General features: G+C 63.8%; 22 protein-coding genes. 4 read left to right on the forward strand and 18 right to left on the reverse strand.

Features of this window, described 5'->3' with window-relative positions; translation table 11 throughout:
- Positions 1-212: 212 nt before the first annotated feature.
- From ACQ4WP_RS01845 to gspG, 12 genes are all read right to left on the reverse strand, one after another.
- Positions 213-710, reverse strand: coding sequence for an FxDxF family PEP-CTERM protein (locus ACQ4WP_RS01845; RefSeq protein WP_436518407.1), 498 nt, complete (start codon positions 708-710; stop codon positions 213-215).
- Positions 711-935: 225 nt separating this feature from the next.
- Positions 936-1,601 carry a type II secretion system protein gene (locus ACQ4WP_RS01850; protein WP_436518408.1) on the reverse strand — a complete coding sequence of 222 codons (666 nt, stop codon included), beginning with the start codon at positions 1,599-1,601 and terminating at the stop codon, positions 936-938.
- A 5-nt stretch (positions 1,602-1,606) separates the two neighbouring features.
- Positions 1,607-1,999: a type II secretion system protein gene (locus ACQ4WP_RS01855; protein ID WP_436518409.1), complete on the reverse strand. Its 393-nt coding sequence runs from the start codon at positions 1,997-1,999 to the stop codon at positions 1,607-1,609.
- A 3-nt stretch (positions 2,000-2,002) separates the two neighbouring features.
- The gene (locus tag ACQ4WP_RS01860; RefSeq protein ID WP_436518410.1) at positions 2,003-2,485 is read right to left on the reverse strand and encodes a type II secretion system protein; all 483 of its coding nucleotides are present in this window, start codon (positions 2,483-2,485) and stop codon (positions 2,003-2,005) included.
- Positions 2,482-4,479, reverse strand: coding sequence for a secretin GspD/PilQ domain-containing protein (locus tag ACQ4WP_RS01865; RefSeq protein WP_436518658.1), 1,998 nt, complete (start codon positions 4,477-4,479; stop codon positions 2,482-2,484). Before ACQ4WP_RS01865 ends, ACQ4WP_RS01860 begins: the two co-directional genes overlap by 4 nt.
- Positions 4,479-5,000, reverse strand: a complete 522-nt coding sequence (locus tag ACQ4WP_RS01870; protein ID WP_436518411.1) for a hypothetical protein — start codon at positions 4,998-5,000, stop codon at positions 4,479-4,481. The genes ACQ4WP_RS01865 and ACQ4WP_RS01870 overlap by 1 nt, the downstream gene beginning before the upstream one ends.
- A complete protein-coding gene (locus ACQ4WP_RS01875; RefSeq protein WP_436518412.1) occupies positions 4,997-5,557 on the reverse strand; it encodes a hypothetical protein in 561 nt (186 codons plus the stop codon). The genes ACQ4WP_RS01870 and ACQ4WP_RS01875 overlap by 4 nt, the downstream gene beginning before the upstream one ends.
- Positions 5,557-6,105: a ubiquitin family protein gene (locus ACQ4WP_RS01880; RefSeq protein ID WP_436518413.1), complete on the reverse strand. Its 549-nt coding sequence runs from the start codon at positions 6,103-6,105 to the stop codon at positions 5,557-5,559. The genes ACQ4WP_RS01875 and ACQ4WP_RS01880 overlap by 1 nt, the downstream gene beginning before the upstream one ends.
- Positions 6,102-6,926 carry a hypothetical protein gene (locus ACQ4WP_RS01885; RefSeq protein ID WP_436518414.1) on the reverse strand — a complete coding sequence of 275 codons (825 nt, stop codon included), beginning with the start codon at positions 6,924-6,926 and terminating at the stop codon, positions 6,102-6,104. Before ACQ4WP_RS01885 ends, ACQ4WP_RS01880 begins: the two co-directional genes overlap by 4 nt.
- A complete protein-coding gene (locus ACQ4WP_RS01890; RefSeq protein WP_436518659.1) occupies positions 6,919-8,613 on the reverse strand; it encodes a GspE/PulE family protein in 1,695 nt (564 codons plus the stop codon). The genes ACQ4WP_RS01885 and ACQ4WP_RS01890 overlap by 8 nt, the downstream gene beginning before the upstream one ends.
- A complete protein-coding gene (locus ACQ4WP_RS01895; protein WP_436518415.1) occupies positions 8,613-9,818 on the reverse strand; it encodes a type II secretion system F family protein in 1,206 nt (401 codons plus the stop codon). Before ACQ4WP_RS01895 ends, ACQ4WP_RS01890 begins: the two co-directional genes overlap by 1 nt.
- A 38-nt stretch (positions 9,819-9,856) precedes the next feature.
- A complete protein-coding gene (gene gspG / locus ACQ4WP_RS01900; RefSeq protein WP_436518416.1) occupies positions 9,857-10,300 on the reverse strand; it encodes a type II secretion system major pseudopilin GspG in 444 nt (147 codons plus the stop codon).
- Between the two features lie 465 nt (positions 10,301-10,765).
- Here gspG and ACQ4WP_RS01905 point away from each other — a divergent pair, with 465 nt between their 5' ends.
- The 3 genes from ACQ4WP_RS01905 to ACQ4WP_RS01915 all read left to right on the forward strand — a co-directional run bounded on the left by ACQ4WP_RS01905 (position 10,766) and on the right by ACQ4WP_RS01915 (position 15,261).
- Positions 10,766-11,524 (forward strand): NF038120 family PEP-CTERM protein, encoded by a 759-nt coding sequence (locus ACQ4WP_RS01905; protein WP_436518417.1) that lies wholly within the window; start codon positions 10,766-10,768, stop codon positions 11,522-11,524.
- A gap of 43 nt (positions 11,525-11,567) precedes the next feature.
- Positions 11,568-14,720: a S8 family peptidase gene (locus ACQ4WP_RS01910; RefSeq protein ID WP_436518418.1), complete on the forward strand. Its 3,153-nt coding sequence runs from the start codon at positions 11,568-11,570 to the stop codon at positions 14,718-14,720.
- Between the two features lie 115 nt (positions 14,721-14,835).
- Positions 14,836-15,261, forward strand: coding sequence for a protease inhibitor I9 family protein (locus ACQ4WP_RS01915; RefSeq protein WP_436518419.1), 426 nt, complete (start codon positions 14,836-14,838; stop codon positions 15,259-15,261).
- Here ACQ4WP_RS01915 and ACQ4WP_RS01920 read toward each other — a convergent pair.
- From ACQ4WP_RS01920 to ACQ4WP_RS01935, 4 genes are all read right to left on the reverse strand, one after another.
- On the reverse strand, positions 15,258-15,929 hold the full coding sequence (locus tag ACQ4WP_RS01920; protein ID WP_436518420.1) for a LuxR C-terminal-related transcriptional regulator: 672 nt from the start codon (positions 15,927-15,929) through the stop codon (positions 15,258-15,260). The two genes, ACQ4WP_RS01915 and ACQ4WP_RS01920, sit on opposite strands and share 4 nt — an antisense overlap.
- Positions 15,926-16,624: a winged helix-turn-helix domain-containing protein gene (locus tag ACQ4WP_RS01925; protein ID WP_436518421.1), complete on the reverse strand. Its 699-nt coding sequence runs from the start codon at positions 16,622-16,624 to the stop codon at positions 15,926-15,928. Before ACQ4WP_RS01925 ends, ACQ4WP_RS01920 begins: the two co-directional genes overlap by 4 nt.
- Positions 16,625-16,811: 187 nt before the next feature.
- A complete protein-coding gene (locus ACQ4WP_RS01930; protein ID WP_436518422.1) occupies positions 16,812-17,450 on the reverse strand; it encodes an NF038129 family PEP-CTERM protein in 639 nt (212 codons plus the stop codon).
- Between the two features lie 10 nt (positions 17,451-17,460).
- Positions 17,461-20,460, reverse strand: a complete 3,000-nt coding sequence (locus ACQ4WP_RS01935) for an ExeM/NucH family extracellular endonuclease (protein WP_436518423.1) — start codon at positions 20,458-20,460, stop codon at positions 17,461-17,463.
- A gap of 457 nt (positions 20,461-20,917) precedes the next feature.
- Here ACQ4WP_RS01935 and ACQ4WP_RS01940 point away from each other — a divergent pair, with 457 nt between their 5' ends.
- Positions 20,918-21,658 carry a PEP-CTERM sorting domain-containing protein gene (locus tag ACQ4WP_RS01940; RefSeq protein ID WP_436518424.1) on the forward strand — a complete coding sequence of 247 codons (741 nt, stop codon included), beginning with the start codon at positions 20,918-20,920 and terminating at the stop codon, positions 21,656-21,658.
- A 61-nt stretch (positions 21,659-21,719) separates the two neighbouring features.
- On the opposite strand, the gene ACQ4WP_RS01945 is transcribed toward ACQ4WP_RS01940, so the two are convergent.
- Together ACQ4WP_RS01945 and ACQ4WP_RS01950 are read right to left on the reverse strand one after the other, a co-directional pair.
- Entirely contained in the window at positions 21,720-22,742 is a 1,023-nt protein-coding gene (locus tag ACQ4WP_RS01945) for a TIGR03790 family protein (protein WP_436518425.1), read from the reverse strand.
- A 141-nt stretch (positions 22,743-22,883) separates the two neighbouring features.
- Positions 22,884-23,462, reverse strand: coding sequence for an FxDxF family PEP-CTERM protein (locus tag ACQ4WP_RS01950; protein ID WP_436518426.1), 579 nt, complete (start codon positions 23,460-23,462; stop codon positions 22,884-22,886).
- Between the last annotated feature and the right edge of the window lie 27 nt (positions 23,463-23,489).

Raw genomic sequence — 23,489 nt, forward strand, 5'->3', positions numbered from 1 at the left:
TGTTCAATCCACTCGACCGGCAAATGTTCCCCTAGTCGGCGCCAGTCAGGTGCCTCGAGGTAATTTGCCAGGAAATGGAGAGTGTCATCGAGCATAGCCATACAGGTTAACAGCTGGTCCGGGCGTTTACAAGCCCCAAAATAAAAATGCCGTCCAGTCTTAACTGAACGGCATTACCCGCCGAGGCGGGTTTTTTTCATTGCGGCGAAAGCTTAGTCAGCTTTCTTGGCGCGGCGGCGTGCCACGGCGCCAACCAGCGCCAGGCCACCCAGCAGCATGCCGTAGGTTTCTGGTTCTGGTACTGGCAGGGCCGAAACCGTGCCTACGTACTGCACATTTTTTACCAGGGTCAGGCCCGAGACTTGCACCGTGTAGGTGCCTGCGGCCAATTGACCTGCCCAGCTCAGATTCTGGATGCCGTTAGCCGTGCTCTTGGCCAGGCTGCCATAGCCGACCAGGGTAGCGGCGAAATCCTTGATCGCGCCGTTAGCAACGGAGAACGTTTGCAATGCACCGAACGAGGTCGACGATGGGGCCAGCAACTGGAAAGTCCACGAATCATTGATATCCGAATTGATGGCGAACTTGGTCGTGAAAGCCGACAAGGTATCCGAACCGGTTGGATCCAGGATGCCCAGGTCGTAGGTTGCTGCCGATGCGCTGAACGATGCTGCTGCCAGAATGCCTGCAGCGATAAATTTCAATTTCATAGCTTATCCCTTAAAAAGTAATTTATGGCTGCAATGCGCAGGCCACCAATAGTTTTAGTACCGGAAGTACTGATGAGGATGGTAGCATAAATGCATCAAATTACTTATAAATATTTTATCGAAATTTCATTTAATATAAGTATTTTCATAGTGAAATATTTGCCAACATCTATGACTTTCTTGGTGAAAATAGTTACTCGTGCATTGATCTGTTTTTACCCCGCTTTACGGCAAAAGCGCCGACTCGGGCGGGCTTTCTGCAGAACTTTGAGGTTCAAGCAGCTCAACAGGCTCTGGCGGCAGCTCTTCTTGCGGTGAAGCAATAGGCTTGAAAAACAACGGTGACACCGACAAGGCGGGTGCGGTGGCAGGCGCGTCGCCGGCCGGCATGGCTGACGCCGCCGCAGCGCGGGTGGCTTGCACTTGTGCATCGACCATGAAGTGCCACTCCGAAAAATGGGCCTTGCCTTCGAATCCGGCAAACCGGACGTCGAAATTGCCAATTTTTAATGGCTCTGCCTTAGACAGGCTGTGGACACCAATGATGCCGTTGCTGCCGGGCTGGTACAGCAAGCCCCACTCGGCGCGTCCCGTGATGGGGTCGACAAACAGCTTGCGCAAATGGCGGCGCACTTGCGGAAAGCGGGGATCGCGCAGCAAGGCTGCCAAGGTCGGCGGCTGTTGTGGCTGGCCCGGCGGCGTGGCGACCGCATAGCTGTACAAGGCGTCGGAAAACTGCGCGCCGATGTCGAGCAATTCCTGCTCGGCAGCCTGGCGCTGCAGCAGGGAACCCATCTTCAGTCCGGCCGCCCCCACGAGGCCCAGGATGGCCACCAGGATGATCAGCCCCAGGTAAGTAAAACCGCGCTGGCGGCGCGCAGAACGGTGCATGGCCGCTACCAGTCGGCGAACGGCGTGCCGCTGCGGTCCTTGCCGGGCGCGCCGCTTTTCACGTCATACACCTGGCCCGGCGTGTCGTCGGGCGGCGGCACGATGAGCCAGCTGCTGTCGCTGTCCGTGATGGGATCGACGGGCATGGCGCGCAGGTATTTCTTTTCCACCAATTGCTCCAAAGTATCGGGATAACGGCCCGTATCGCCGTGGAACTGGTCGATGGTCGTGCGCAAATTGCGCAAATTGTCTGCCAGCACGGTTTCCTTCGCCTTGTCGAGGCTGGGAAAGTAACGGGGCACGGCCAGGGTCAGCAGCAGCGCCACGATGCCGAGTACCACCAGCAACTCGATCAGGGTGAAGCCGCGCCTGCGGTGTCGGGCGTTTTCAGCGGGCATGGTTCACCATAGACGATAAGGCACGTTGTTCAAGCCGGCCTTGCCGGATGTGCAATACACGTCGTACACATCGTCGCCCTCGCGCGGCTCGGCCGCTTCGCTGGCGTAGCTGCGCTTGCCCCACGTCTGCGCATCGCTCAAGCCCGCGTCCCCGTTGAACGGATCGCGCGGCACGCGGCGCAGGAAAAACAGCTTGCTGCGTTTCGGGTTGCGCTGGTCCGGCACGCCCTCGACCAGCAATTCCAGGCTTTTCGGGTAGCCGCTGGCGTCTGGCGCACGCAGGATGCGGCCTTCGTCACCGGCCCGTTTGTAGGCGTCGAGTCCCTGGCGGATCTCGCGCAGCGCGCGCCGCAAGTCCTGCTCCTGGCGCCGCTGCATGGCCACCTGCGTGACGGGCACCACCAGGGTAGCCAGCACTCCCAGGATGGCCAGCGTTACCAGCAGCTCGATCAGCGTAAAACCGCCGTGCGTGCGCGCCAGTCTCATTTGGCGACCGGCACCGGCTGGCTTGATGACAGCGGCACGGGCTGGCCCGACGATATCGGCAAAGGCGACGCGGCCGGCTCGGGCAACGGAGATACTTCCGGCGCGGGCACGCTTTGCGGCAAGGTCGATGGCACCTGGCCCGGCGCCATCAGCGGCTGCGCCGGCGCCGGCTGCATGCCGACGGCGGAGGGGCCGGAACGCACGATCACCGTACCCGGCATCTGCGTGGGCGCCTTGGCCGCCATGTCGGGACGGCGGCGGAAGCTGCCTTCCGTTCCGGCCGAGAATTCGGATTCCTTCGCTTCCGGGCGCTGCACCGTGCGCACCAGATGCGGCGTGATCGACAGCACGATTTCCGTCTTCTGGCTGTCGTCCTTGCTGCTGCCGAACAGGCGTCCCAGCACGGGAATGTCGCCCAGGCCCGGCACCTTGTTGCCCGAGCTGCGCTCTTCATTGTTAATCAGGCCGGCCAGCACCTGGTTTTCGCCATCCTTCAACTGCAGCATGGTCGAGGCCTGGCGCGTGCCGATCTGGTACAGGGTCGAGCCGCTCCTGGTGATGGTGGCCGCCCCCAGGTTGCTCACTTCGAGCGAGATGCGGATACCCACTTCATTATTCAAATAGATGGTCGGCTCGGCGTTCACCGTCAAGCCCACGTCCAGGTAGCTGATCGATTCGGAAGCGAAGCCGCCCGTGCCCGGCGAAATGGTGGTGGTCACCACGGGCACCCTGTCGCCGATGACGAATTTCGCCTTTTCCCGGTTGCGCACGCGGATGCGCGGGTTGGCCAGGATGTTCGCGTCGCCGTCCGTCTTGTTGACATTCGCCGTCACGGACAGGTCGCTCACGCCGATGCTGCGCTGGTTCAGCTTATTCAGGTCACTGATGGTCAGGCCTATCCCGCCCGAGGTGGAAAGCGGCGTGAGGGTCAGGCTCGATGGCCAGGCCACGCCCAGTTCCAGCAGGCGGCTGCGCTTGACTTCGAGAATTTCCAGTTCCAGCACCACTTCCGCCTCCGGCACGTCCTGCAGCGCGATCAGGCGCTCGGCCAGGCGGATCGCCTCGGGCGTGTCGCGCACGATGACGAGGTTGAGCTTTTCATCGGCCACCACGTCGCGCGTCTTGAGGATGGTCTTGAGCGTGTTGGCCACCTGTTTGGCGTCCGCGTTCGCCAAAAAGAAGGTTTTCACCAGCACTTCCTGGTATTCCTTCAATTTCGCCGCCACATTGGGATAGATCAAAATGGTATTCGCATCCATCACCTGCTGTTCCAGCTGGTTCGTCACCAGCAGGAAGTACACGGCCGATTCCACCGTGCTGTTTTTCAGGAAGATCGAGGTTTTCGCGTCCGCCTTGACGTCCTTGTCGAAGACGAAATTGAGGCCGGAGCGGCGCGCGATCAGCTCGAACACCTGTTTTAACGGCGCGTCGCGAAACTCGATGGTGATGGGCTGCTTGTACGACTTGGCCAGGCCCGATTCGACGATGGGTGGCGCCGTCTTCTCGTCGACCTCGCGCAGCAGCGCGCGCGCGCCGGCGTGACTTGGCTGTTCCGTCAGGATGGCGTTCAGGCGCTGGCGCGCGGGGTCGTAGCGCTTGGCCTCGATATCTTTCTGCGCTTCGGCCAGTAGCTTGCCTTGGCGCTGCTCGCGTTCGAGCGCGCGCAAGCCGCTGTTGGCGCGCTCGTTTTGCGCATCGATTTCCAGCACGCTCATGAAGGAGGCGCGCGCCAGGTCGCCCTGCCCCGTCTGCGCCTGGCGCTCGGCCTGCTGCAAGCGGCTGCCGGTGGCCCGCTCGCGCGCCTGCAGATAGGCGCTGCGGTATTGCGCGTTGCCGGGGTCTTGCTGCAGCGCTTCCTGCAGCTTTTGCAGGCCGGCCGGGATGTGATCTTGCGCAAGCAACTCGCGCCCGTCGCGGTAAGCTTGCTGCCCGGCGCAGCCGGCCAACAGCACCAGTAGCACCAGCAACGGCGCCGAGGAAAAGGAACGAGACATCACTCGAGTACTCCAATGTTGAGCTGCTGAACCTGGTTCAACGGCAGATAAGTGAGCGTCATGACGGGCGGCGCGATCGTCACGACCTTGTAGGCGCCATCGATGACGGTACTGGCGCGCACGATATACGTCTTGTCGGCGCGCGACAAAAACACTTCCCAGGCGCCATCGGAGGCCGCCTTGCCCAGGTAGACGAAGGGCAGCGGCGGCGCCATCGGCGCCGGTGCCGGTGGCGCAGCCGTCAGCGCCATTTTCGGCGGCGGCGGGGTCCAGTTCTGGCTCTGGAAGACACTACCGGCGCCGCCAAAGGTGTCGCCATCCTCGCCCGCCACTTCGCTGCGCGGCAGCAGCACCAGAATGGCCGGCTGCGCGGCTGGCGCCTTGGCGGACGTATGGCGCGCGGGCGCGACGGCCCGCTCGACCGCTTCGGCCACCTCGATCACGGGCTGGCGCTCGCCGAACAGCAGCAAGGCGCCCGCGACCAGCACGCCGGCCAGCATCAGATAATGGCGCAGGGTCATGGCCCCTCTCCCGCGCTGTCCGTCAAATAAAAGGTCAGGCGCAAGCGCGCTTCAAGTTCCGTATCGGCGATCTGCTCGCGGCGAAAACTCAGTTCATCGAGCGAGGCGAAGGGGGCGGCGCGCAGCGCTTGCAGCGCGAACTGCCACACGGCCGCATAACTGCCCTTCAGCGGCAGGGTCACCTGCCAGGTAGCGACCCTGCTGGCCTTGTCGTAGCCGCTCTTGTATTCGCCTTGCGCCAGCAGCAAACCGTTTTTCGCGGCCAGGTCGAACAATTGCTTGACCTGCTGCTCCGCGTGGCGCTGCTGTCCCAGAGCGGCATAAAAGCGCGCCAGGTTCTCGCTGGCCGTCGCCGGCGGCGCAGCAGCCGCCACGGCCAGCGATGGCTGCGGCAAGGGCCGCGCGTCCAGCTGCGCCGCCACGGCCCGCTGCTGCCAGGCCCATACCCAGGCGGCCGCGCCCAGCGCGAGCAGGGCCACGGCCAGGCAGGCGGGCGCGCCCAGGCGGCGCAGCAGCAGTTGCGCGCGCAGGCGCACGATCGCGAGGTCGATGGCCATCACGGCGTGCCCCAGCGCGCTTCGAGCTGGAAGCGCAGGGGCTTGTTCGGATCGAGCGCGTTGATTTCATGGCGCAGCAGCTGCACCCTGGTGCCAAACAGCTCCTGCTGCTTCAATTGCGCGATGTAGGCCACCATGGCGTCGCTGCCGGTCGTCTCGGCCGTGATCTTCAGCACGCGCTTGCGCGCATCCGGTTCCAGCGCCAGCAGCGCGATGCCGGGCGGCGTGGCGCTGGCCAGCGCATCCTGCACATCGCGCCACGGCAGGTTCAATTGCAGGATGGCCGCATTCACGGCCGCCGCCTGCGCTGGCGCGATGGGCACTTGCGGTGCAGGCGCCGGTCCCTGCATGGCAGCCATCACGCGCTGCTGTGCGCGCTGCAGCTGCCCCTCGCGCAGCTGCTGGCGCTGCAGTGCGGCGCTGCCACTGTACGCCGCCGTGACGGTCAGCACCACGCCCAGCGCGCCAACGCACCACGCCCATGCGGGCACGCGGTGCAGGCTGCGGCGCCAGCCAGGAGGCGCAAAATCGATATCCAGGCGCGTCATGCCACGCCTCCGCTGCGGGCCAGCCGAGCGGCTGGCGACAAGGTGCCTTCCCCGTCTGGTGTGGAGAAAATCTGGCAGTTGAACGCTTCCGCCTGTGCCAGCCAGCCCGCTGGCGGCGCGCCGCACAGTTGCAGCAGCGCCGGCGCAGGCACGCCTTGCAGCAGCGCCTCGCGCGCCAGCGTCTGCACCAGCCAGCCATGACCGGCGTCTGGGGGGACGGGCAGCGCGCGCACGGCATGCAGGCGGCCATCGTGCAGCGCGCCCAAGGTCAAGACGTTCTCCTGCAACTGGCCAAACCAGGCGCCCGGTTTCAACGCGCCGTGCCAGCGGTTCCAGTGGCGCGCAAACTGCGGCGTAATAAAAATCAGGGCCAACTTGCGTGCGGCCGCCACGCGCGTCAGCTGCGCCAGCAGCGCACGCGGCACGGCGCAGAAAAACGGCGCGTGCGCATCCCAGGCACTGCTGCTGTGCCACAGGCCGGGCGCATCGCCATACAGCGACTGGAAGCGCAACGCGGCGGCCGCCTCGATGTCGGCCAGGCGCGCGGCGCCTTGCGGTATGTCCACTTGCCACAGGCGCGCCAGCCCATCGTCGAGCACCACGGACAGGGGCCAGCCCGCGTAGTCATCCACCGGCAGCAGCTGTTCCAATGCCTGTCCAAGGGCGGCAAAGTCGCCATGCAGACCCAGGCCGGCGTCCGGCACATACGCGGCTTCGCCCAACGAGGTCCAGGCGGGCGCGCGCCAGCGGCTGCTGCGCCACAAGCTTACCTTGCCCGCTGCCACGCCCAGGCGCAATGCTTGTCCAAAACCTCTATGCATGCAAGGTGACCCTCTTGATTTCCGTGATGGTGGTGGCGCCCCGCTTGACCAAATCCAGCGCCGCCAGGCGCAGGCTGCGCGTGCCGTTCGCATACGCGGCCGCCTTGATCTGGCGGATCGGTTTTTTATCGACGATCAGTTCGCGGATTTCATCGGTCAGCACGAGAATCTCGGCGATCGAGCGACGGCCCTTGTAGCCCGTGCCGCGGCAGTCGCCGCAGCCCTTGCCCTGCTTGAATTCATAGCCTGCCACGTCGGCGCGCGCCAGGCCCACGCTAGCCAGCTCACCATCGTCGGGCGTGTACGCGGTGGCGCAATGGGGGCAGTTGGTGCGGATCAGCCGCTGTGCCCAGATGCCGTTCAGGGCCGAGACAAACGCATACGGGTCGATACCCATGTGCGTGAAGCGGCCGAACACGTCGAAAACATTATTCGCATGCACGGTGGTCAGCACCAGGTGGCCCGTGAGGGCCGATTGCACGGCGATTTCCGCCGTCTCGCGGTCGCGGATCTCGCCCACCATGATCTTGTCGGGGTCGTGGCGCAGGATCGAGCGCAAGCCCTTGGCAAAGGTCAGTCCCTTCTTTTCGTTGACGGGAATTTGCAAAATGCCGGGCAGCTGGTATTCGACGGGGTCTTCGATGGTGATGATCTTTTCGCGCCCGTTATGGATTTCCGTCAGCGCCGCATACAGGGTCGTGGTCTTGCCCGACCCCGTGGGACCGGTGACGAGCAGCATGCCGTAGGCTTCCTGCGCCAATGCGCGCAGGGCTTCCAGCGACGGCGCATCAAAGCCCAGCGCTTCCAGAGTCAGCGCGCCATATGCTTCGATCATGGCGCGCTTGTCGAGGATGCGGATGACGGCATCCTCGCCATGGATGCTGGGCATGATGGAGACGCGCAAGTCGATTTCGCGCCCGCCCGATTCGACGCGGAAGCTGCCGTCCTGCGGCACGCGGCGCTCGGCGATATCGAGTTCGGCCAGCACTTTCAGGCGCGAGATGATGTGTTCGGCCACTTCGATGCCGTTGACGGACGTGGCGTGATCGAGCACGCCGTCGACCCGGTACTTGACGGCCAGGCCGCCGGCCGTGCTTTCCAGGTGGATGTCGGAAGCACCGGCCTTCAGCGCGTCATATAACGTCGAGTTGACCAGCTTGACGGCGGGGCTGGCCGCTTCCGACACACTGGCGAACGACAGCACGGCCGCCGTCTTGCCGTCGCGGCGCGCGTCATTCGCTGCGCCGGGCAGCAGGTTGTCGACAGCGCGCGCCGACTCTTCCTGCTTCGACAGGTAGGCGGAGATGTCGGACTGCAGCGCCAGGCGGATGCCCAAACCGCCCTGCCCTGCGCGCGCGCCCAGCCAGATTTGCAGGTCGAGGTCAAACGGGTCGGCGATCACGCCCACCAGTTGGCCGTCGGCGGCGCGCAGCAGCACGCAGTGGCGCGCCAGCGCCTGCGACAGGGGCAGCAGGTCGAACGCGGGAGAATATGCCAGCATGTCGGCCGTTTCCAGCACGCCCAGGTCGAACGGACGCGCCAGTTCGCGCACCACGGCGCGCGCCTCGATGCCGCTCAGTTGCTGCAATTCCTCGACCAGGCTGCGCTTCGATTCCCGGCTCAGGGCGCGCGCGCGCTGCAGCAGCGCAGCGTCGATGGCCACGGTGGGCACGGATTCGGTTTGCATCATGAAATATCGCCGGCAAGGTCAAAGATGGGCATGTACAGCAAGATCACGATGGCGCCCACGACCAGGCCGATGGCAGCCATCAGCAAGGGTTCGAAAGTGCGCGTAAAACGGTCGATCCAGCGGCTGATTTCACCGTCGTAAAAGGCGGCCGACTGCGTCAGCATCGGGCCCATGTCGCCCGTACGTTCGCCCACGCGCAGCATGCGCAGGGAAATGGGCGTCGTCAACTGATGCTGCTCGAAGGCCGACGACAGGGGCTGGCCCGCCTCGATGGCGCCGCGCGCGCCCTGCAAGGACGCCTGCATGCCCGGCGAGACCATCGCTTGCACGGTGGTAATCGCCTGCACGATGGTAATGCCGCCTTCGGCCAGCATGCCCAGGGTCAGGTACAGGCGCGACAGTTCATAGATGCGCACGCGCTCGCCGATGCCGGGCAGTTTCGCCAGCAGGCGCGCCACGCCGCCATGGCGCAGCACGCGCCGCACGGCCGTCAATACAACGCTGCCGGTGATAAGCAGCCCGAGCAACAGCAGCACACCATGCTGCGTGACGAACTGGCCCCAGCTGAGCATGACTTGCGACATCCATGGCAGGTTGCGCCCGGCGCCCTGGTAGACCTCGGCGAAACGGGGTACCACGTAACTAATCAGGAAGGCGCTGACACCGCCACCCACGCCCAGCAGGATGGTGGGATAGATGGCGGCGCTGACGATTTTTCCGCGCACCGTATCGATGCGCTGCTGGTAGTCAATATAGCGCGACAGCGCGCGCGGCAAGTCGCTGGTGCCCTCGGCCGCCTTGACGATGCCGATGTACAAAGGGGGAAACAGTTCGGCTTGCTCTGCCAGTACGGCGGAAAAGCGCTTGCCTTCGCGCAAGCCTTCCAGCAGGCGCGTGAGCACGCTGCGCGTGGCCGGCGATGCTTCCTTTTCCAGCAAGGCTTCCAGCGCCTCGACGATGCCCAGGCCCGCACAGAGCAAGGCCAGCAATTCCTGGCTGAACAGCAACAGGGGCAGCGCCCGCGCGCGCTGGCGCCCGGCCGCGCTGAACGGCGTGGCCCGCAGGGGACGGATGGCGCTGACGAACAGTCCGCGCGCTTCGGCCTGGCGGCGCGCGTCGGCTTCGTCGCGGCCATCGATCACGCAGGTGTGCAAGGTGGCGACTGCCTGCTCCGTGGAAAGCGCGCGTACTTCAAACTGCATGATGGCGTGTCCGTGGCGAAAGAGTGAGCGTGCGGGCCTTATTGCGAGCTGATGTCGGCATTCTCGCCGCTGCCGCCCGGCTGGCCATCCTTGCCCATGGAGACGATGTCATATTCGCCCTTGCTGCCCGGTGCGCGGTATTGGTAGGCATGGCCCCACGGGTCGAGCGGCACGGCCTTTTTCAGGTAGGGCCCATTCCAGCGCGTGCCGGCGGCGGGCGGCGCGACCAGCAGCGCGGCCAGGCCCTCTTCCGTGGTGGGGTAGCGCCCCACGTCGAGGCGGTAGGTGTCGAGCGATTTTTCAAACGCCTCGATCTGCGCCTTGGCCACTGTCACTTCGGATTTGCCCAGCTGGGCGAAATACTTGGGGCCGACATAGGCCGCCAGCAAGCCGATAATCACGATCACGACCAACAGTTCGAGCAATGTAAAGCCACGCGCCTGGCGCGTCGCCGCAAGGTTCTGCCTGTGTGCTGCATGCATCCGGTAACTCCTTATTGCCTACCTTCAATACATTGCGTCGCTGCGCGCAACGGATGGCCACGCACGGGCGACACGCGTTTGCCTGATGCTTATCAGCCTACCATGCCGGTTATAGTTAATACAATCTTTTCTTTGTACTGTGAACAACAAATTCCTGCGGAAACCATCCAGTGTGCGCGAAACCGCCACGGCGCCGCGCGCGCTTGACAGGATGGTCAATTATTCAACTATTTTCAATGCGAAAACCATCTACTCCTGGTTACGAAATCATAGTGAGTGGTGAATTTTATTCATTCATTATTTGTAACCTTCAAATTAAATTTGAAAGAATATCAAACAATAGAATTGCCTCTTTTGCTATAGTAAAAATCAATTTTCTACGTATTGGTCTTATCCGTCCACGCAGGAAAGAGCACCCCAGACGCAAAACATATTGCATCCTACATAATCACCAAGGGAAAATTCATGACTCGTATCGTGCATTCGAAGGCAGCTTCCGCAGCAAGTCCCTTCTCCGCCAAGCAGTTGACTGGCGTCGCCATCCTGGCCCTGTCCGCCGCCTGCGCCCCCGCCGCCATGGCGGACGTGATCAACTTTAACAATCTGGATAGCCAGTTCGTCGGCCATGGCGACGCTCTGGAAATCGGAAAATTCCTGCTGACGGGCGCATCGAATGTGGCCGGCGCCAATTACGGCGACCTGGTCGGCGCGGTGTTCGACGGCACGGATCCGGCCGCCTGCGGCATGGCGTGCCCGACCAACAATACGAGCAATTACTATGCATCGCTCAACGATGGCATCGTCTACCTTGATCCACTCAACCCGGGCGGCAGCGTCAGCCTGCAAGGCTTCGACGCCAGCTTCATCGGCTACGCCCAGGGCGTCACCTATCCGGCGGTGGCCGGTCTGCTGCGCGTGCAAGGCTTCTACGCTGACGGTTCTTCCCTGTATGAAACATACCAGCTGGGCGGGCCAGTGGGCGGCAGCTTCCAGTTCCAGCACTACAACACCAGCGCCAGCTTCGGCAACCAGCAATTCGCCTCGCTGGCCTTCTTCGGTTTCACTTGCAACACGGCCGGCAGTTGCAATGCCTTCAGCACCAACAAGGGCCAGTTTGCGCTCGACAATATCGTCGCCTCGGTACCGGAGCCATCGACCTACGCGATGCTGCTGCTGGGCCTGGCAGGCATCGGTTTCGCGGCGCGCCGCCGCCAGCAAGCCTGATTTGCTCCTTTCGATTCCCGCTACCGCCACCAGGAAACCCTACATGACATTCCGTCCCGCCTTGCGTCCCATTTCGCTCGCCGTGCTGAGCCTGTTTGCCAGCCTCAGCTTCCAGGCCCACGCCGACGACCTGCGCCGTCCCTACATCGTGCAGCTGACCGACAAACCGATCGCCTCCTACACCGGCTCGGTGGAAGGCCTGGGCGCCACCCAGCCTGCCGCCGGCGGCCGCCTCGACCTGGCCAGCACGCAAGTGCAGCTGTACGGCGACTACCTTGAACAGAAACAGGCCCGGGTACAAGCGCTCGTCGCCGCCGCGCCCGTGCAATACCAGTACAAGATCGTCCTCAACGGCTTCTCCGCCCTGCTGACCGACGCCGAAGTGCGCCAGCTGCAAGCGAGCGGCGAAGTGGCCAGCATCGCCCCCGACGAACCGCGCACCCTGCAAACGAACTACACGCCGACCTTCCTGGGCCTGGACCAGCCGGGCGGCCTGTGGAGCCAGCTGGGCGGCAAGCAGCATGCGGGCGAAGACATCATCATCGGCATCGTCGATGGCGGCGTGTGGCCGGAAAACCTGTCGTATGCGGACAAGGTCGATGCCAACGGCGCCCCGACCTTCGATCCCAACGCTACCCTGGCATACGGCGCCGCGCCGGCCACCTGGAAGGGCAGTTGCCAGACGGGCGAAGGCTTTACGCAAGACCACTGCAATAACAAGCTGCTCGGCGCGCAATACTTCAACGCCGTGCGTCTGACCGAGACGGACAAGATCCAGCACTGGAGCGAATTCACCTCGCCACGCGATTCCGTTGGCGACCCCAGCGGTGAAGGCGGCCACGGCACGCACACCTCGTCCACCGCGGGTGGCAATGCGGGCGTGCCCGTCACCGTAAGCGGCTCGCCGCTGGGCGCGATTTCCGGCGTGGCGCCACGCGCCCGCCTTTCCGTCTACAAGGTGTGCTGGTCCTACAACCTGGCTACCCAGCCGACGGGCGCGAAAAATAGCTGCTACGGCGGCGACAGCGTGGCGGCGATTGAAAAAGCCGTACAGGATGGCGTACACGTGATCAATTACTCGATCAGCGGCGGTGGCAGCGTCAACGACCCCGTCGAGCAAGCCTTCCTGCATGCCTCGAATGCCGGCGTTTTCGTTGCCGCTTCGGCCGGCAACGCGGGACCGGCGAACACGGTAGCCCACGTCAGCCCGTGGATCACCACGGTGGCCGCCTCGACACACAACCGCGCCAACCAGGCCAAGGTGACCTTGGGTAACGGCGCCAGCTACACGGGTGCCTCGCTCAACTACAACCCGCTGCCAGCCACCACCTTGATCCGCGCCCAGGATGCAGGCCTGCCTGGCGCCGATGCGCAAAAACTGGCGCTGTGCTACCGCGCCGGCGACAATGGCGGCGTGGCCTTGCTGGATCCGGCCAAGGTCGCCGGCAAGGTCGTCAGCTGCCTGCGCGGCACCACGGCGCGCACCGACAAGGGCGTCGCTGTGCTGCAAGCGGGCGGCGCCGGCATGGTGCTGGTCGACACGGGCGTGGGCCTGGTGTCCGACCCGCACGTGCTGCCGGCCGTGCACGTGAGCGCCGCCGATGGCGCGCTGATCAACGCCCAGGCACAAACGGGCGTGGCCACGGCCGCCATCTCGCGCTTCGTCACCAATGGCAACGGCCCTGCCGCGCCCGTGGTGGCCGACTTCTCGTCGCGCGGCCCGAACCTGTACGACGCCAACCTGCTCAAGCCCGACGTCACGGCGCCTGGCGTGGACATCCTGGCTGGCGGCTCGCCTGCCCTGTCGCGCGCGCAGCGCGATGCCGTGCAGGATGGCAGTCTGGTGCCTGCGCAAGCCTACATCTTCCTGCAAGGCACCTCGATGGCCAGCCCGCACGTGGCCGGCCTGGCCGCCCTGCTGCGCCAGCAGCATCCTGACTGGAGCCCGGCCGCCATCAAATCGGCCCTGATGACCACCGGCAGCACCACCCTGCCCGACATCCAGGCAGGCGACGCGCGCGGCATCCTGCCATGGGGCCAGGGCGCCGGCCACGTGACGCCGAACAAGGCCACCGATCCCGGCCTCGTATATGACGCCAGCCTGGCTGACTACAAGAAATACATGTGCGGCGTCGGCATGACGGCCGAATGCGCGGGCGGCACCCTGGCCGGCTACAACTTGAACATGCCGTCGATCACCATCGGCAACGTGCTGGGCACGCAAACGGTGACGCGCCGCGTCACCAACGTGGGCAGCAGCAGCGCCACCTACACGGCCAGCGCCTCGCTCAGCGGCTACAGCGTGGCGGTAGCGCCAGCCACCCTGGCGCTGGCGCCCGGCGAAACCAAGTCCTTCACTGTGACGCTGACGCGCACCACGGCGCCGGACAACGCCTGGCAGTATGGCGCCCTCGTGTGGAGCGACGGCGTGCACACGGTACGCAGCCCCGTCACGGCCCGCTCGGGCCGCGCGGTGCAGTCGCCGGCACTGCTGCAGGCCGACAGGGTCAGCGGCCTGCGGTCGCTGACCCTGTCCACCGGTTTTGCCGGCAAGGTCGGCGCCGCGACGGGCGGCCTGAAGGAAGTGGCGCGCAGCGAGCAAACCATCAGCCAGGCCGCACCGGGCAGCGTCGACACGCTGACGCAGATGGCTGCCGCGTGCAAGGCAGGCGGCAGCGGCGTGCGCGTGGTCAATGTCAACATTCCCGCCAGCACGGTGGTGGCACGCTTCGAAACATTTGACCGCGACACCAGCGAAGGCGCCGGCAACGACCTCGACTTGCTGCTACTCAACAGCGCCGGCGCGACAGTCGCCACCTCGGCCACGGCCGGTTCGAACGAGGCTATTACCGTGACCACCCCGGCGGCAGGCGGCTACAAGGTGTGCGTCATCGGCTACGAGCTGGCGAATGGCGTATCGACCGGCTTCGGCCTGTCGTCGGCCGTCGTCACGACAGCCGACAAGGGCGGCAACCTGAAAGCCACGCTGCCAGGCAAGGTGTACGTGGGTGGCAGCGCCACGGCCGGCGTCAGCTGGTCGGGACTGGAAACGGGCAAGCGCTACCTGGGCGGCGTGGTCTTCCTCGATGGCAACAACGCGGCGGCGTCCACCACCGTGCTGTCGGTGGAAACCAACAGCCCGTTGCCGCTGGCCGTCCCCAGCCAGCGCAACGTGAGAGCGGACACCAAGCTGTAACGATCTCGCTCCAAGCGGTGACACGGCGCGCCCTGCGGGGCGCGTTTTTTATGCGCGAGGCGCGTACAATCGGCGCATGGGCGGCTTGCATACGCCACGCGCCAAAGGAGCTTGCATGTCCGCATTTCGCCTCAGTATTGCCATCCTGGCCGGCATGGCCGGCATCCATGCACTGCCTGTCACGGCGCAGGCCGCTGCGGCGCGACTGTCCTATCTGGTGCAATTGCGCGCCCCGCCGCTGGCCTCGCAAGCGGACGGCGTGCATGGGCTCGATACGAACAGCGACGCCGCGCGGCGCTACACGGCCCAGTTGGAAGCGCAGCAGCGCGCCGTGCTGGCGCTGGTGCCCGATGCCCCCGTGCAATACCGTTACACAGTGACCTTCAATGGCTTTGCCGCCATGCTGACACGAGCCGAAGTGGCGCGTCTGCAAGCGAGCCCGGACGTGGCAAGGGTGTCGCCCGGCACCGTCGAACACACGCAAGATGGCGGCGGGAATGGCAATGAAAAGATGCAGGCCAGGCCGCAGGACCAGCGCTAATGGCTGAGCAGGCGCAGCGCGATGCTGCGCGACACAGCCTGCGTGCGGTTGCTCACGCCAAGTAATTTGTAAATGCGCTGCAAATGGCTTTTCACGGTGGCGCCGCTGATGCCGAGAATTTGCCCGACCTCGTCATTGCTCTTCCCCTCGCGTACCCAATGCAGCACTTCAAGTTCGCGCGCACTGGCCGCGCGCCTGGCGCCCGGACCGGCCAGGGGCGCACGCTGGCTGCCTTGCAGCGCCAGCCAGTGCACATGCAGATACGGCAGCAGTAATTCCAGCGCGTACGCCTGGCGCGCCGCGTCCACGTCCCCCATGGCGAACAGGGCAAAAAAGCTGCCGCCGGCATCGCCCACGCTGCCATGCACCAGCACGCCGTCGATGACGGCAGCCCCCTGGCCACCCGCACGCCAGGCCAGCGCAAGGTGCGCCAGCCGGTCCTGGCGCTGGCGCAGCTGCGCGTGATCGGGCGCGGCACTGTGCCACGCTTCGCTGCGCAGCACGGCACCATCGGCATCCAGTTGCGCACACATTAATATGTCGTGCGGCAACAGCGTTTGCAGCGGCCCCTGACTCCACAAAAAGAAATCGCCGGGCACGGCGATGCCATGCGCGCCGAGTATGGCGTGCAGCAGGTATTCCTGCTCCCGCCCCGTCAGCAGCATCATGCGCACACGGCCGCGTCAAACGCCAGATAGCGGTAGCCGCTGCCGCGCACGGTTTCGATGCGGTGGCCGCAGCCGCCCGGCTGCAGGGCCTGCCGCAAACGCCCCACATGGGCGTCGACCGTGCGCTCGTCGAGGTAGGCGGCATGGCCCCACACCTGGTCCAGCAATTGCGCGCGGCTATGCACTGTGCCCGGATGATCCATGAGGAAATGCAGCAGCTTGAATTCCACGCGGCCCAAGTTGACGGGCACGTTGCCGGCCGTCACGCGCCGGGTGCGCGGATCGAGGCGCAAGACGGTCGTGGCGGCGCGCAAGGCCGCTGGTGCGCGCCGGCGCAGCAGCGCGTGCACGCGGGCCAGCATTTCACGGGGGCCGAAGGGCTTGCACAGGTAATCATCGGCGCCGCTTTCCAGCGCCAGCACTTTGTCCTGTTCGCTGTCACGCGCGCTGACCATGATGATGGGCAAGTCGCACAGCGCGCCATCCTGACGCACCTGGCGCAGCAGCGCGATGCCGGACGCATCCGGCAGTTCCCATTCCAGCAGCAGCACGTCGGGCGGGTCGGCCGCCAGCAGCGCCAGCGCGCCGCGCGCCTCCAGGGCACAACTGACCCGGTAACCGGCTCCCACGAGGTTATGCGCCAGCAGCGCTTGCATGGCGGGCGCAGGGTCCAGCACCAGGATATGGCCAGGCATCGATGCATCTCCCGAAAAAAGTTGGCGGCAGTCCATGAAAAACTAGACTGCCCGACAAGTTTTTTACTATGCATCAAGCGTAAAACGCTGACCAATACAATTTAGTTTCCTGATTTATAGCTATTTCAAATAAATAAACAAAAAAAACACAGCGGGCCATGAACGCGCTGTGTCCAGGCTGGAAAGATTATGCGCGTGGGGCAGGTTGGCGGCGGCGCAAGGCCAGACCGATCAGCGCCAGGCCGCCCGTCAGCATCATCCATTCCGACGCTTCCGGCACGGCCGAGATCGTCGCGATGCTCGCATACGTGCTGTCCGTAATGCTGGCGGGCAAGCCGCCGTTGAGCGGGGTCAGTTCGAATTGCAGCAAGTTGCCATTCGCATTGCCCAGGTAAGCCATGCCGGTGTAGTCGAGCAAGCCCACGCCAAACGTCGTGCCCGCGTTGCCGGCCGTGTGCAGGAAGTCGCCGTCAAAGACGATGTTGAAACCGAACTTGCCGCCCAGGGTCACGTTGTGAAACCAGTCGTTGTAGGCGCCGCTATTGCCGAAGGTCAAGGTGCCGGGCAAGCTGCCGCTGACATTGCCTTCCTGCGATGCCAGCGCGCCAAACGCGCCCGAGAAATTACTGAGCACGGCGCTGGCGCCCGGCGCGGGACTGTTGCCGGCGATAAAGGCGAAGTCGAGGAAACCTGCGCCCGAGAACTGGCGCGTGTCGATTTCCACGCGGTAGCCCAGCGGGTCCGCCAGCGCCAGGCTGCTGCTGGCGGCCAGCACGGCGGCCAGCACGGCGCGGCGGAGGGTCAGATGGAGTTTGCTTGTCAACATGATGGTGTCCTTAAAAGTTGCCGGCGAAAATGCTGGCGGAATAATGGATCGTCACTTTCGACGGATTGGTGAAACTGACGGCAAACGAGGCCGTCGCTCCCGGCGCCAGGCTGGCCGCGTTGACGGTGACATACGCGGCGCCCGCATGGCTGCCCGTGGCATTCGCCAGGGTCACGCCGGCCGGCAAGCCGCCAAACGCCACCTGGAACGGGCCGGCCAGAGCGCTCGTGCCCGTGTTGGTGAACGAGAACGTACCCGTGTACTTTTGCGTCACGCGGTTGAAGGTCAGGCCCGAGCTGGTCTGCGCCACAGCGGCCGTGATGTCGCGGTAGGCGGGCTGCAAGTCCAGGCTGATGACGACAGGGTCGTGGTCCGAGGCGCGGTAGGGCAAGGCGTTGTACAAGTCTTGCGGCTTGGCCGAGTCGATGTTGTAGTCGATCACTTCCGGCTCGTCCGCATTCACATGCCATTCAGCGACGCCGGCCACTTGCGGGCTCAGCGAAGCGCTGGCCAGCGCATGGTCGAGGTAGCCGCTCTGGCCGCCGAACACATACGAGTACGGCATGCCGGACGGCCGCACGAAACGCTCAAGTTCATTGACGAAGCCGGCGCCCGTGATGACCTGGATCGGGTCTTCCGCGCCATAGGAATTGAGGTCGCCGATGACCAGCACGTCCGCGTCGCTGGCGGCGGTGGCCACCTGCGGCACGAAACTGCCCACCAGCCGCTGGGCCTGCTGCACGCGGGTGGCGTTCCAGCAGCTCTGGCTATCGTTCTGGTCCGCGTCCAGCCCGCTTGACGGGCAGCTGCCCTTCGACTTCAGGTGGTTGACGACCAGCGAGAATTTCTCGCCATTGCCGGCACGGAAGGTCTGTGCCATGGGCGGACGGTTGTTGATGGCGTTCGCGTCCGACAAGGCGCCGCCCACCAGGCCCAGCTTGCCTGGCTTGTATATCATGGCCACGCGGATGGCGTCCGTGCCTGTGGCGGCCGGCTTCGGTACCACGGCATACGTGACGCCGCCGATGGCTGCGTTCAACTGCTCGACCAGGTAAGTGACGGCCGTTTCGCCATTGTTCTGGATTTCCATCAAGCCCACCACGTCCGCATCGATGGCCTTGAGCTCGGCCACGATCTTGTCGCGCTGGCGCACGAACTCGGCCAGGTTGTCGGCGCCGCGGCAGTTCGACTTGGTGGTCGAGGCGCCCACGGTGCAGCCCTGCCCCGTCTGGCCAAAGACGTTATTGCCATTGGTAAAGGTCGTAAAGAAATTGAGCACGTTGGCGCTGGCCACCTTGACGTTGCCGGACGGCAGTTCCGGGCTGCCCGTGCGCGGGTTGTCGCGTGAAAATTGCGGCGTCTGCGTCGGCTGCAATTTGTATGCAGCGCCGCCGCCGCCGATGGCGCCAAAGTCCACCACGCCCGTCAGATCGGCCAGCGTGTCGCCGCTGCGCACGGTGCCATCCTGGCCAATGTACGGAATGGTGGGCGGCGTGACGAAAATGCCATCATCGAGCACGATCAGGTTGTTCGCATTGGCGGCGATCAAGGCTTGTGCCTCGGCGGAGCCCGCCGGATGGCGGTTGGTCGGCACTTCGCGCCGTCCCGCCGACAGGCTCAATTCGCCGCGCGCGCCCAGGTAGGCGTTTTGCGACACGGTCAACGGTTGCGTGAAGCGCACCAGCATGCCTTCCACGGCGGCCAGTTTTTCGTTCGGCAGAGTCACATTCGTCGGCACGACGCTGTGGCCCGCGCTTTGCGTGAGGATGGCCGTCACGTCCTTCAATTCCGTGTAGGAATTTTTCGCGCCCGTGGGCGTGTATTCGACCACCGTGCCCGTCACGCGCACCAGTTCGCCCGGCTGCACGGTGGTAGCCGTCGCGCCCGTGTACACAAAAATACCGTCCGAAGTCGACGGGTCGCCATCGCCGGCCGCATCCTGGATAAAGAAGCCGGTGCCCACTTTCAGGGTCACCACGCCCTGCGTCGTCTGCACGGAATTGGCGTACGGGCTAGCCGCGCCCGATCCTTGGATTTGCGGGATCGTGTGGCTGATGGCGGCCTGGCCTTGCACGGCGACATCGATTTTGCAGCTGGCACTTTGCTGCTGGTCGTTGCTGAAGTTCACGACGACAGGATAAATACCCACCGGCACGCCAGCGGCCACCAGCAGGCTCACGCTGGCGCTCTCGCCCGCAACGCCGGCGGCGCTGAAATTGGCCAGGCTGATGCCGGCCACGGCGGGCGAGCTCAAGGTAGCGGAATTCACCACGCCGTCGACATCGGCCGCGCGCAGCACGGCGCTGCCGCCATTGCCTACGGCCAAAGCCAGGTTGGCCGGGCAGCTGGTAATGATCTGATGCACCACGGGGCCGCCACACACATTCAGCGGCGAAGCCGTATTGCGCGGCGTCACGCTGCCGGCGGCGAAGTCCACGCTGTTGTCGTCCGTGTCGCTGCAGCCGCCATTCGCGCGCGCAATCGACACAGTATTCGATGGCGCGGGCGCCACGGCGCCTTCAAAGCCGTTGGCCGTGCCGAAACCGACCAGGTCGACGACGGCGGCGCCCGTGGGGCTGGCGCCCGTTTGCGCCGTCTTGCTATTGCTCAGCAATACCTTGCCAGCCGTGCCCGACATGGCCAGGCCGCCCGTGGCATCCGGCGCAGGCAAGTCCTGCGTGCCGCCCGCGCCCTTGGCTTGCTGGACCAGCAGATACTGGCCCGCTTGCAAATCGATAGCCGGCAAGGCCGTCACGGCCCAGCTCGAACCGGCAGCGGACGCGTATTGCACGCTCCAGTTGCTCAGGTTCACGGAGCTGGCGCCGCGGTTGAACAGTTCAATGAAATCGTTGCGGTACAGCGCCCCGTTGTTGCCGCCACCGCCATACACCTGGCTGATGACAACATCTGAAGCAGCCAGGGCCACGGTTGGCAGGGACAGGCTGGCCAGCAGGGTGGCCATGACGGTCAGGCGCAGCGGCGTGCGCAAGGGGGAAAACGAGGTGTGCATGAGGGTCCCGGTCGGTAGATAAATGACGCCGGTCCCACATGATCGGCCGGCGCGCCACAATTAACAAAAGTATTTCAGACTTGTTATTTGCATATTAAAGGCGCGGGATGACGACTTGATGACATTTGATTAAGCCGAATGGAGTAAATCCCTTACCGCCAGCCAATAAAATAAGTAGCTTCTAAACAACAAAAAATTCTTTTCATTTAGCCAAGGGAAGCGCTGACGAGAAAAATATGATATATTTCATGCAAATAAGTTTTAATCCTGACAAGGAATTATTGCTTTAAAATCACATGCAGCAAGGACCGTAAAAGCAGGCCCCATCCACGCCCGCACCTTGAGTTGCAGATCCGGCGATGCCCTCAAAGGCGGCATGGCGGGAGCTGCCAGAAATCCACTCCCGGATGTCATGCGCACAGGCGCGGGTTTGGGAGATACTCTTAAGAGACCAGCTATGTTAAAAACCATCATCCAATTCCCCACGAGCGCCCTGGTTCTTGCTGCGGCGCTGGCACTGTACGGCGGCTCCGTACAGGCGCAAAGTGCACAGCAACCGTCGAACGCGAATGAACAAGGCTGCCAAGCAAGTACCTCCGGCGCAAATGCCAAGGCCAACGACGCCGACCTCGACGGCACCTACAGCGCGTGCAGCTTGGTCAACGGCTTCATCGGCTTCGGTGCGCGCACTAACGATGGCACGAGCCAGGCGCAAGAATTTGGCCAGGGCGAGTCCGACCAGATACTGCGCTATCCACAATCTGGCGACATGGGACATCGTCTGGCAAGCCTGCAGGGGCAACAAGACGATACCGGGATGGGCAGTGGCGCGCGCGCAGGCCGCTCTGGCGGCGAATACCGTTTCGGTACGCGGGACTTTGTCGCCGTCGAGGAAAAACAACCGATAGACGATGCGGGCGGCTACCGTGGCGCGGGGCGCGCATACATTGGCGTGGGCAGCGAATATGTCCCCTTCATTATGTCTTCCGGCCATGAGGCGGGTACGCCGGCAGGCAATGGCGGCGTGGGCAGTGGCGGTTCGACTGGCGGCATCGATAGCGGTCGCAACACGGGCGGCGGTGCCATCGTGCCCTCCGTCACTCCCGCCGTGCCAGAACCCGAAACCTGGGCCATGCTGATGGTCGGCCTCGGCTTACTGGCCTTTGCCGGACGCAGCAAGGCAGGCAGCAAGACATAAAAAAGCTCGTCAGAGCTTCTTTTTTTCGCAAAATGACAAGTAACAAGCTCACGATCAGCGTTCAACGCCGGTAGACGGCATACGGAGCCGCCAGCGGATCGCCGATAAACAAACCCTGGGCCGGCCAGGAGACACTGCCCCAATACGCCTCCAGCGCCGTCATGCCCGACAGATAGCGGCGCAGAAGCACGGTCGGGTTGGGAAATTTCTGCCAATAATTACACGGCTCGCTGACCGTACCATAGCTAGCGGTGGCGCCTGCCTCCAGCCAGCGCTGGCTGCTCATTTGCGCCGTACTTTGCAAATCGCCGCCAAACGAAGTCAGGTGGTCGGCAAGGGCGCCTGGCAAAAAGCGCAAGGTGTCAAGCTTGGCCACCCTTGCCATGCCGGTCTGGTACACCATGATATCCTGCACGCCCTCCAGGCTGTCGGCATTGAGGTGTTTGATGGTCAGCTTGCGCTGGCGCACGGCGCCGGGTGACGGGAACAATCCAGCGCGACTATTGCGCGCGCCTTCGCTGGTCTTCAAGTAATAGGCGCTGGCCGCCGGCACAGAAAAGCCGCTGACCTTGCCCCGGTCCACCACAGCCTTCGCCTCTTCCACGAAATCGATGGGTAGCAGCATCGACAGGCGCATGCCGATTTGGCTGAACGGCTGGCTCACATTGCTGTTGAAATACGTGCTGGGCTTGCCAGCATCACAGGTTTTGGCGCATTGCGCCGCATCATAGCCCAAGGTATAGGCGGACGTGATCGAGTTGCATTCGACCGCATACGGCGCGCTCCACACCATCAGAACCGCCTGGATGCCAGGCTTGAGTTGTGCATCGATGCGTTCCTTCAATTGCGCGAACTGATCTGCGCTGAGCTTGCGTGGACGATTGGGAATATTGACGTGTACAACATTCGCAGCGGGAATGGCGTGCGCCTGGCGATAATACTCGCCCACTTCGACACTATTCGGTTCGGCATCGTTGATGACCACGGCCAATTGCGACGGTTGCAATCCAGGCGACACGGATGCGGCATCGGCATGCACAGTGCCAGCGGCCAGCGCCAGCGAGAAACAAAGATAGGTACGCAATGGTCGGTATCGTGGATGTGAGGGAGAATCGAAGCAGCCGTGCCGCAGCCGCCAACTATGCCCGATGATTATAGCGTCTTGCGTCCGAGGGACGAAAAAAACGAAGGCCGCAGCCTCCGTTTCATGCTTACAAAATGATGCTCAGGCCTGCAGTTTGCGGCGTCGCGCCGCAAAACCCACCAGGCCCAGGCCCGCCAGCAGCATGCCATAGGTTTCGGGTTCCGGCACCGGCGTGACCGCCAGGTTGCCGCTATAGCTGCCGCCGGCTGCCGACGCGACATAGCCATCGACCTGCAGGAAATAGTTGCCCGTTGCCAGAGGGGTGGAACCGGACTTCAAGGTCCATGCCTGGTCTTGCGCAGTGAAGTTGATCAGATCAGGCGAACCCTGGAACAGGATGCCGCTGGCATTGCCCAAGCTAAAACCTGTCATGACCAGGCCCGAGTTGGGGCTAGGCTTGAGCGAAGTAGCCAGTGCGCTCAGGTCATTCAAGCCCGTCACGGTAAAGGTATATTTGTCGCTGAAAAAGTTATTTGCCGCGCCGGCCAATTGGCCCGCTGCCAGCGAGAAAGAGCCTAGCAGTTCACCGCTCGAGTAGTCGAGCAAATCTTGCGTCAGGTCGACCGACGCATTGCTGAGGTCGACTGGCGCCGCGTGGGCGGCCAGGCTGCTACCGGCAAACATGGCTGCCACGAACAGAGATTTAAGGAATTTTTTCATACTTTTCACCAAGAGTGCTGCGGCCAG

Source organism: Janthinobacterium lyxosi (assembly GCF_051380665.1).
GTDB lineage: Bacteria > Pseudomonadota > Gammaproteobacteria > Burkholderiales > Burkholderiaceae_D > Janthinobacterium.

Excerpts from the sequence above, each read along its gene's own strand:
- ACQ4WP_RS01850 (WP_436518408.1), bottom strand. The coding sequence starts at position 1,601 with ATGCACCGTTCTGCGCGCCGCCAGCGCGGTTTTACTTACCTGGGGCTG.
- ACQ4WP_RS01895 (WP_436518415.1), bottom strand. The coding sequence starts at position 9,818 with ATGCAGTTTGAAGTACGCGCGCTTTCCACGGAGCAGGCAGTCGCCACC.
- ACQ4WP_RS01950 (WP_436518426.1), bottom strand. The coding sequence starts at position 23,462 with ATGAAAAAATTCCTTAAATCTCTGTTCGTGGCAGCCATGTTTGCCGGT.
- ACQ4WP_RS01920 (WP_436518420.1), bottom strand. The coding sequence starts at position 15,929 with ATGATGCTGCTGACGGGGCGGGAGCAGGAATACCTGCTGCACGCCATA.
- ACQ4WP_RS01910 (WP_436518418.1), top strand. The coding sequence starts at position 11,568 with ATGACATTCCGTCCCGCCTTGCGTCCCATTTCGCTCGCCGTGCTGAGC.
- ACQ4WP_RS01865 (WP_436518658.1), bottom strand. The coding sequence starts at position 4,479 with ATGTCTCGTTCCTTTTCCTCGGCGCCGTTGCTGGTGCTACTGGTGCTG.
- ACQ4WP_RS01880 (WP_436518413.1), bottom strand. The coding sequence starts at position 6,105 with ATGACGCGCCTGGATATCGATTTTGCGCCTCCTGGCTGGCGCCGCAGC.
- gspG (WP_436518416.1), bottom strand. The coding sequence starts at position 10,300 with ATGCATGCAGCACACAGGCAGAACCTTGCGGCGACGCGCCAGGCGCGT.
- ACQ4WP_RS01930 (WP_436518422.1), bottom strand. The coding sequence starts at position 17,450 with ATGTTGACAAGCAAACTCCATCTGACCCTCCGCCGCGCCGTGCTGGCC.
- ACQ4WP_RS01870 (WP_436518411.1), bottom strand. The coding sequence starts at position 5,000 with ATGACCCTGCGCCATTATCTGATGCTGGCCGGCGTGCTGGTCGCGGGC.
- ACQ4WP_RS01875 (WP_436518412.1), bottom strand. The coding sequence starts at position 5,557 with ATGGCCATCGACCTCGCGATCGTGCGCCTGCGCGCGCAACTGCTGCTG.
- ACQ4WP_RS01925 (WP_436518421.1), bottom strand. The coding sequence starts at position 16,624 with ATGCCTGGCCATATCCTGGTGCTGGACCCTGCGCCCGCCATGCAAGCG.
- ACQ4WP_RS01890 (WP_436518659.1), bottom strand. The coding sequence starts at position 8,613 with ATGCAAACCGAATCCGTGCCCACCGTGGCCATCGACGCTGCGCTGCTG.
- ACQ4WP_RS01860 (WP_436518410.1), bottom strand. The coding sequence starts at position 2,485 with ATGAGACTGGCGCGCACGCACGGCGGTTTTACGCTGATCGAGCTGCTG.
- ACQ4WP_RS01905 (WP_436518417.1), top strand. The coding sequence starts at position 10,766 with ATGACTCGTATCGTGCATTCGAAGGCAGCTTCCGCAGCAAGTCCCTTC.
- ACQ4WP_RS01935 (WP_436518423.1), bottom strand. The coding sequence starts at position 20,460 with ATGCACACCTCGTTTTCCCCCTTGCGCACGCCGCTGCGCCTGACCGTC.
- ACQ4WP_RS01845 (WP_436518407.1), bottom strand. The coding sequence starts at position 710 with ATGAAATTGAAATTTATCGCTGCAGGCATTCTGGCAGCAGCATCGTTC.
- ACQ4WP_RS01915 (WP_436518419.1), top strand. The coding sequence starts at position 14,836 with ATGTCCGCATTTCGCCTCAGTATTGCCATCCTGGCCGGCATGGCCGGC.
- ACQ4WP_RS01940 (WP_436518424.1), top strand. The coding sequence starts at position 20,918 with ATGTTAAAAACCATCATCCAATTCCCCACGAGCGCCCTGGTTCTTGCT.
- ACQ4WP_RS01855 (WP_436518409.1), bottom strand. The coding sequence starts at position 1,999 with ATGCCCGCTGAAAACGCCCGACACCGCAGGCGCGGCTTCACCCTGATC.
- ACQ4WP_RS01885 (WP_436518414.1), bottom strand. The coding sequence starts at position 6,926 with ATGCATAGAGGTTTTGGACAAGCATTGCGCCTGGGCGTGGCAGCGGGC.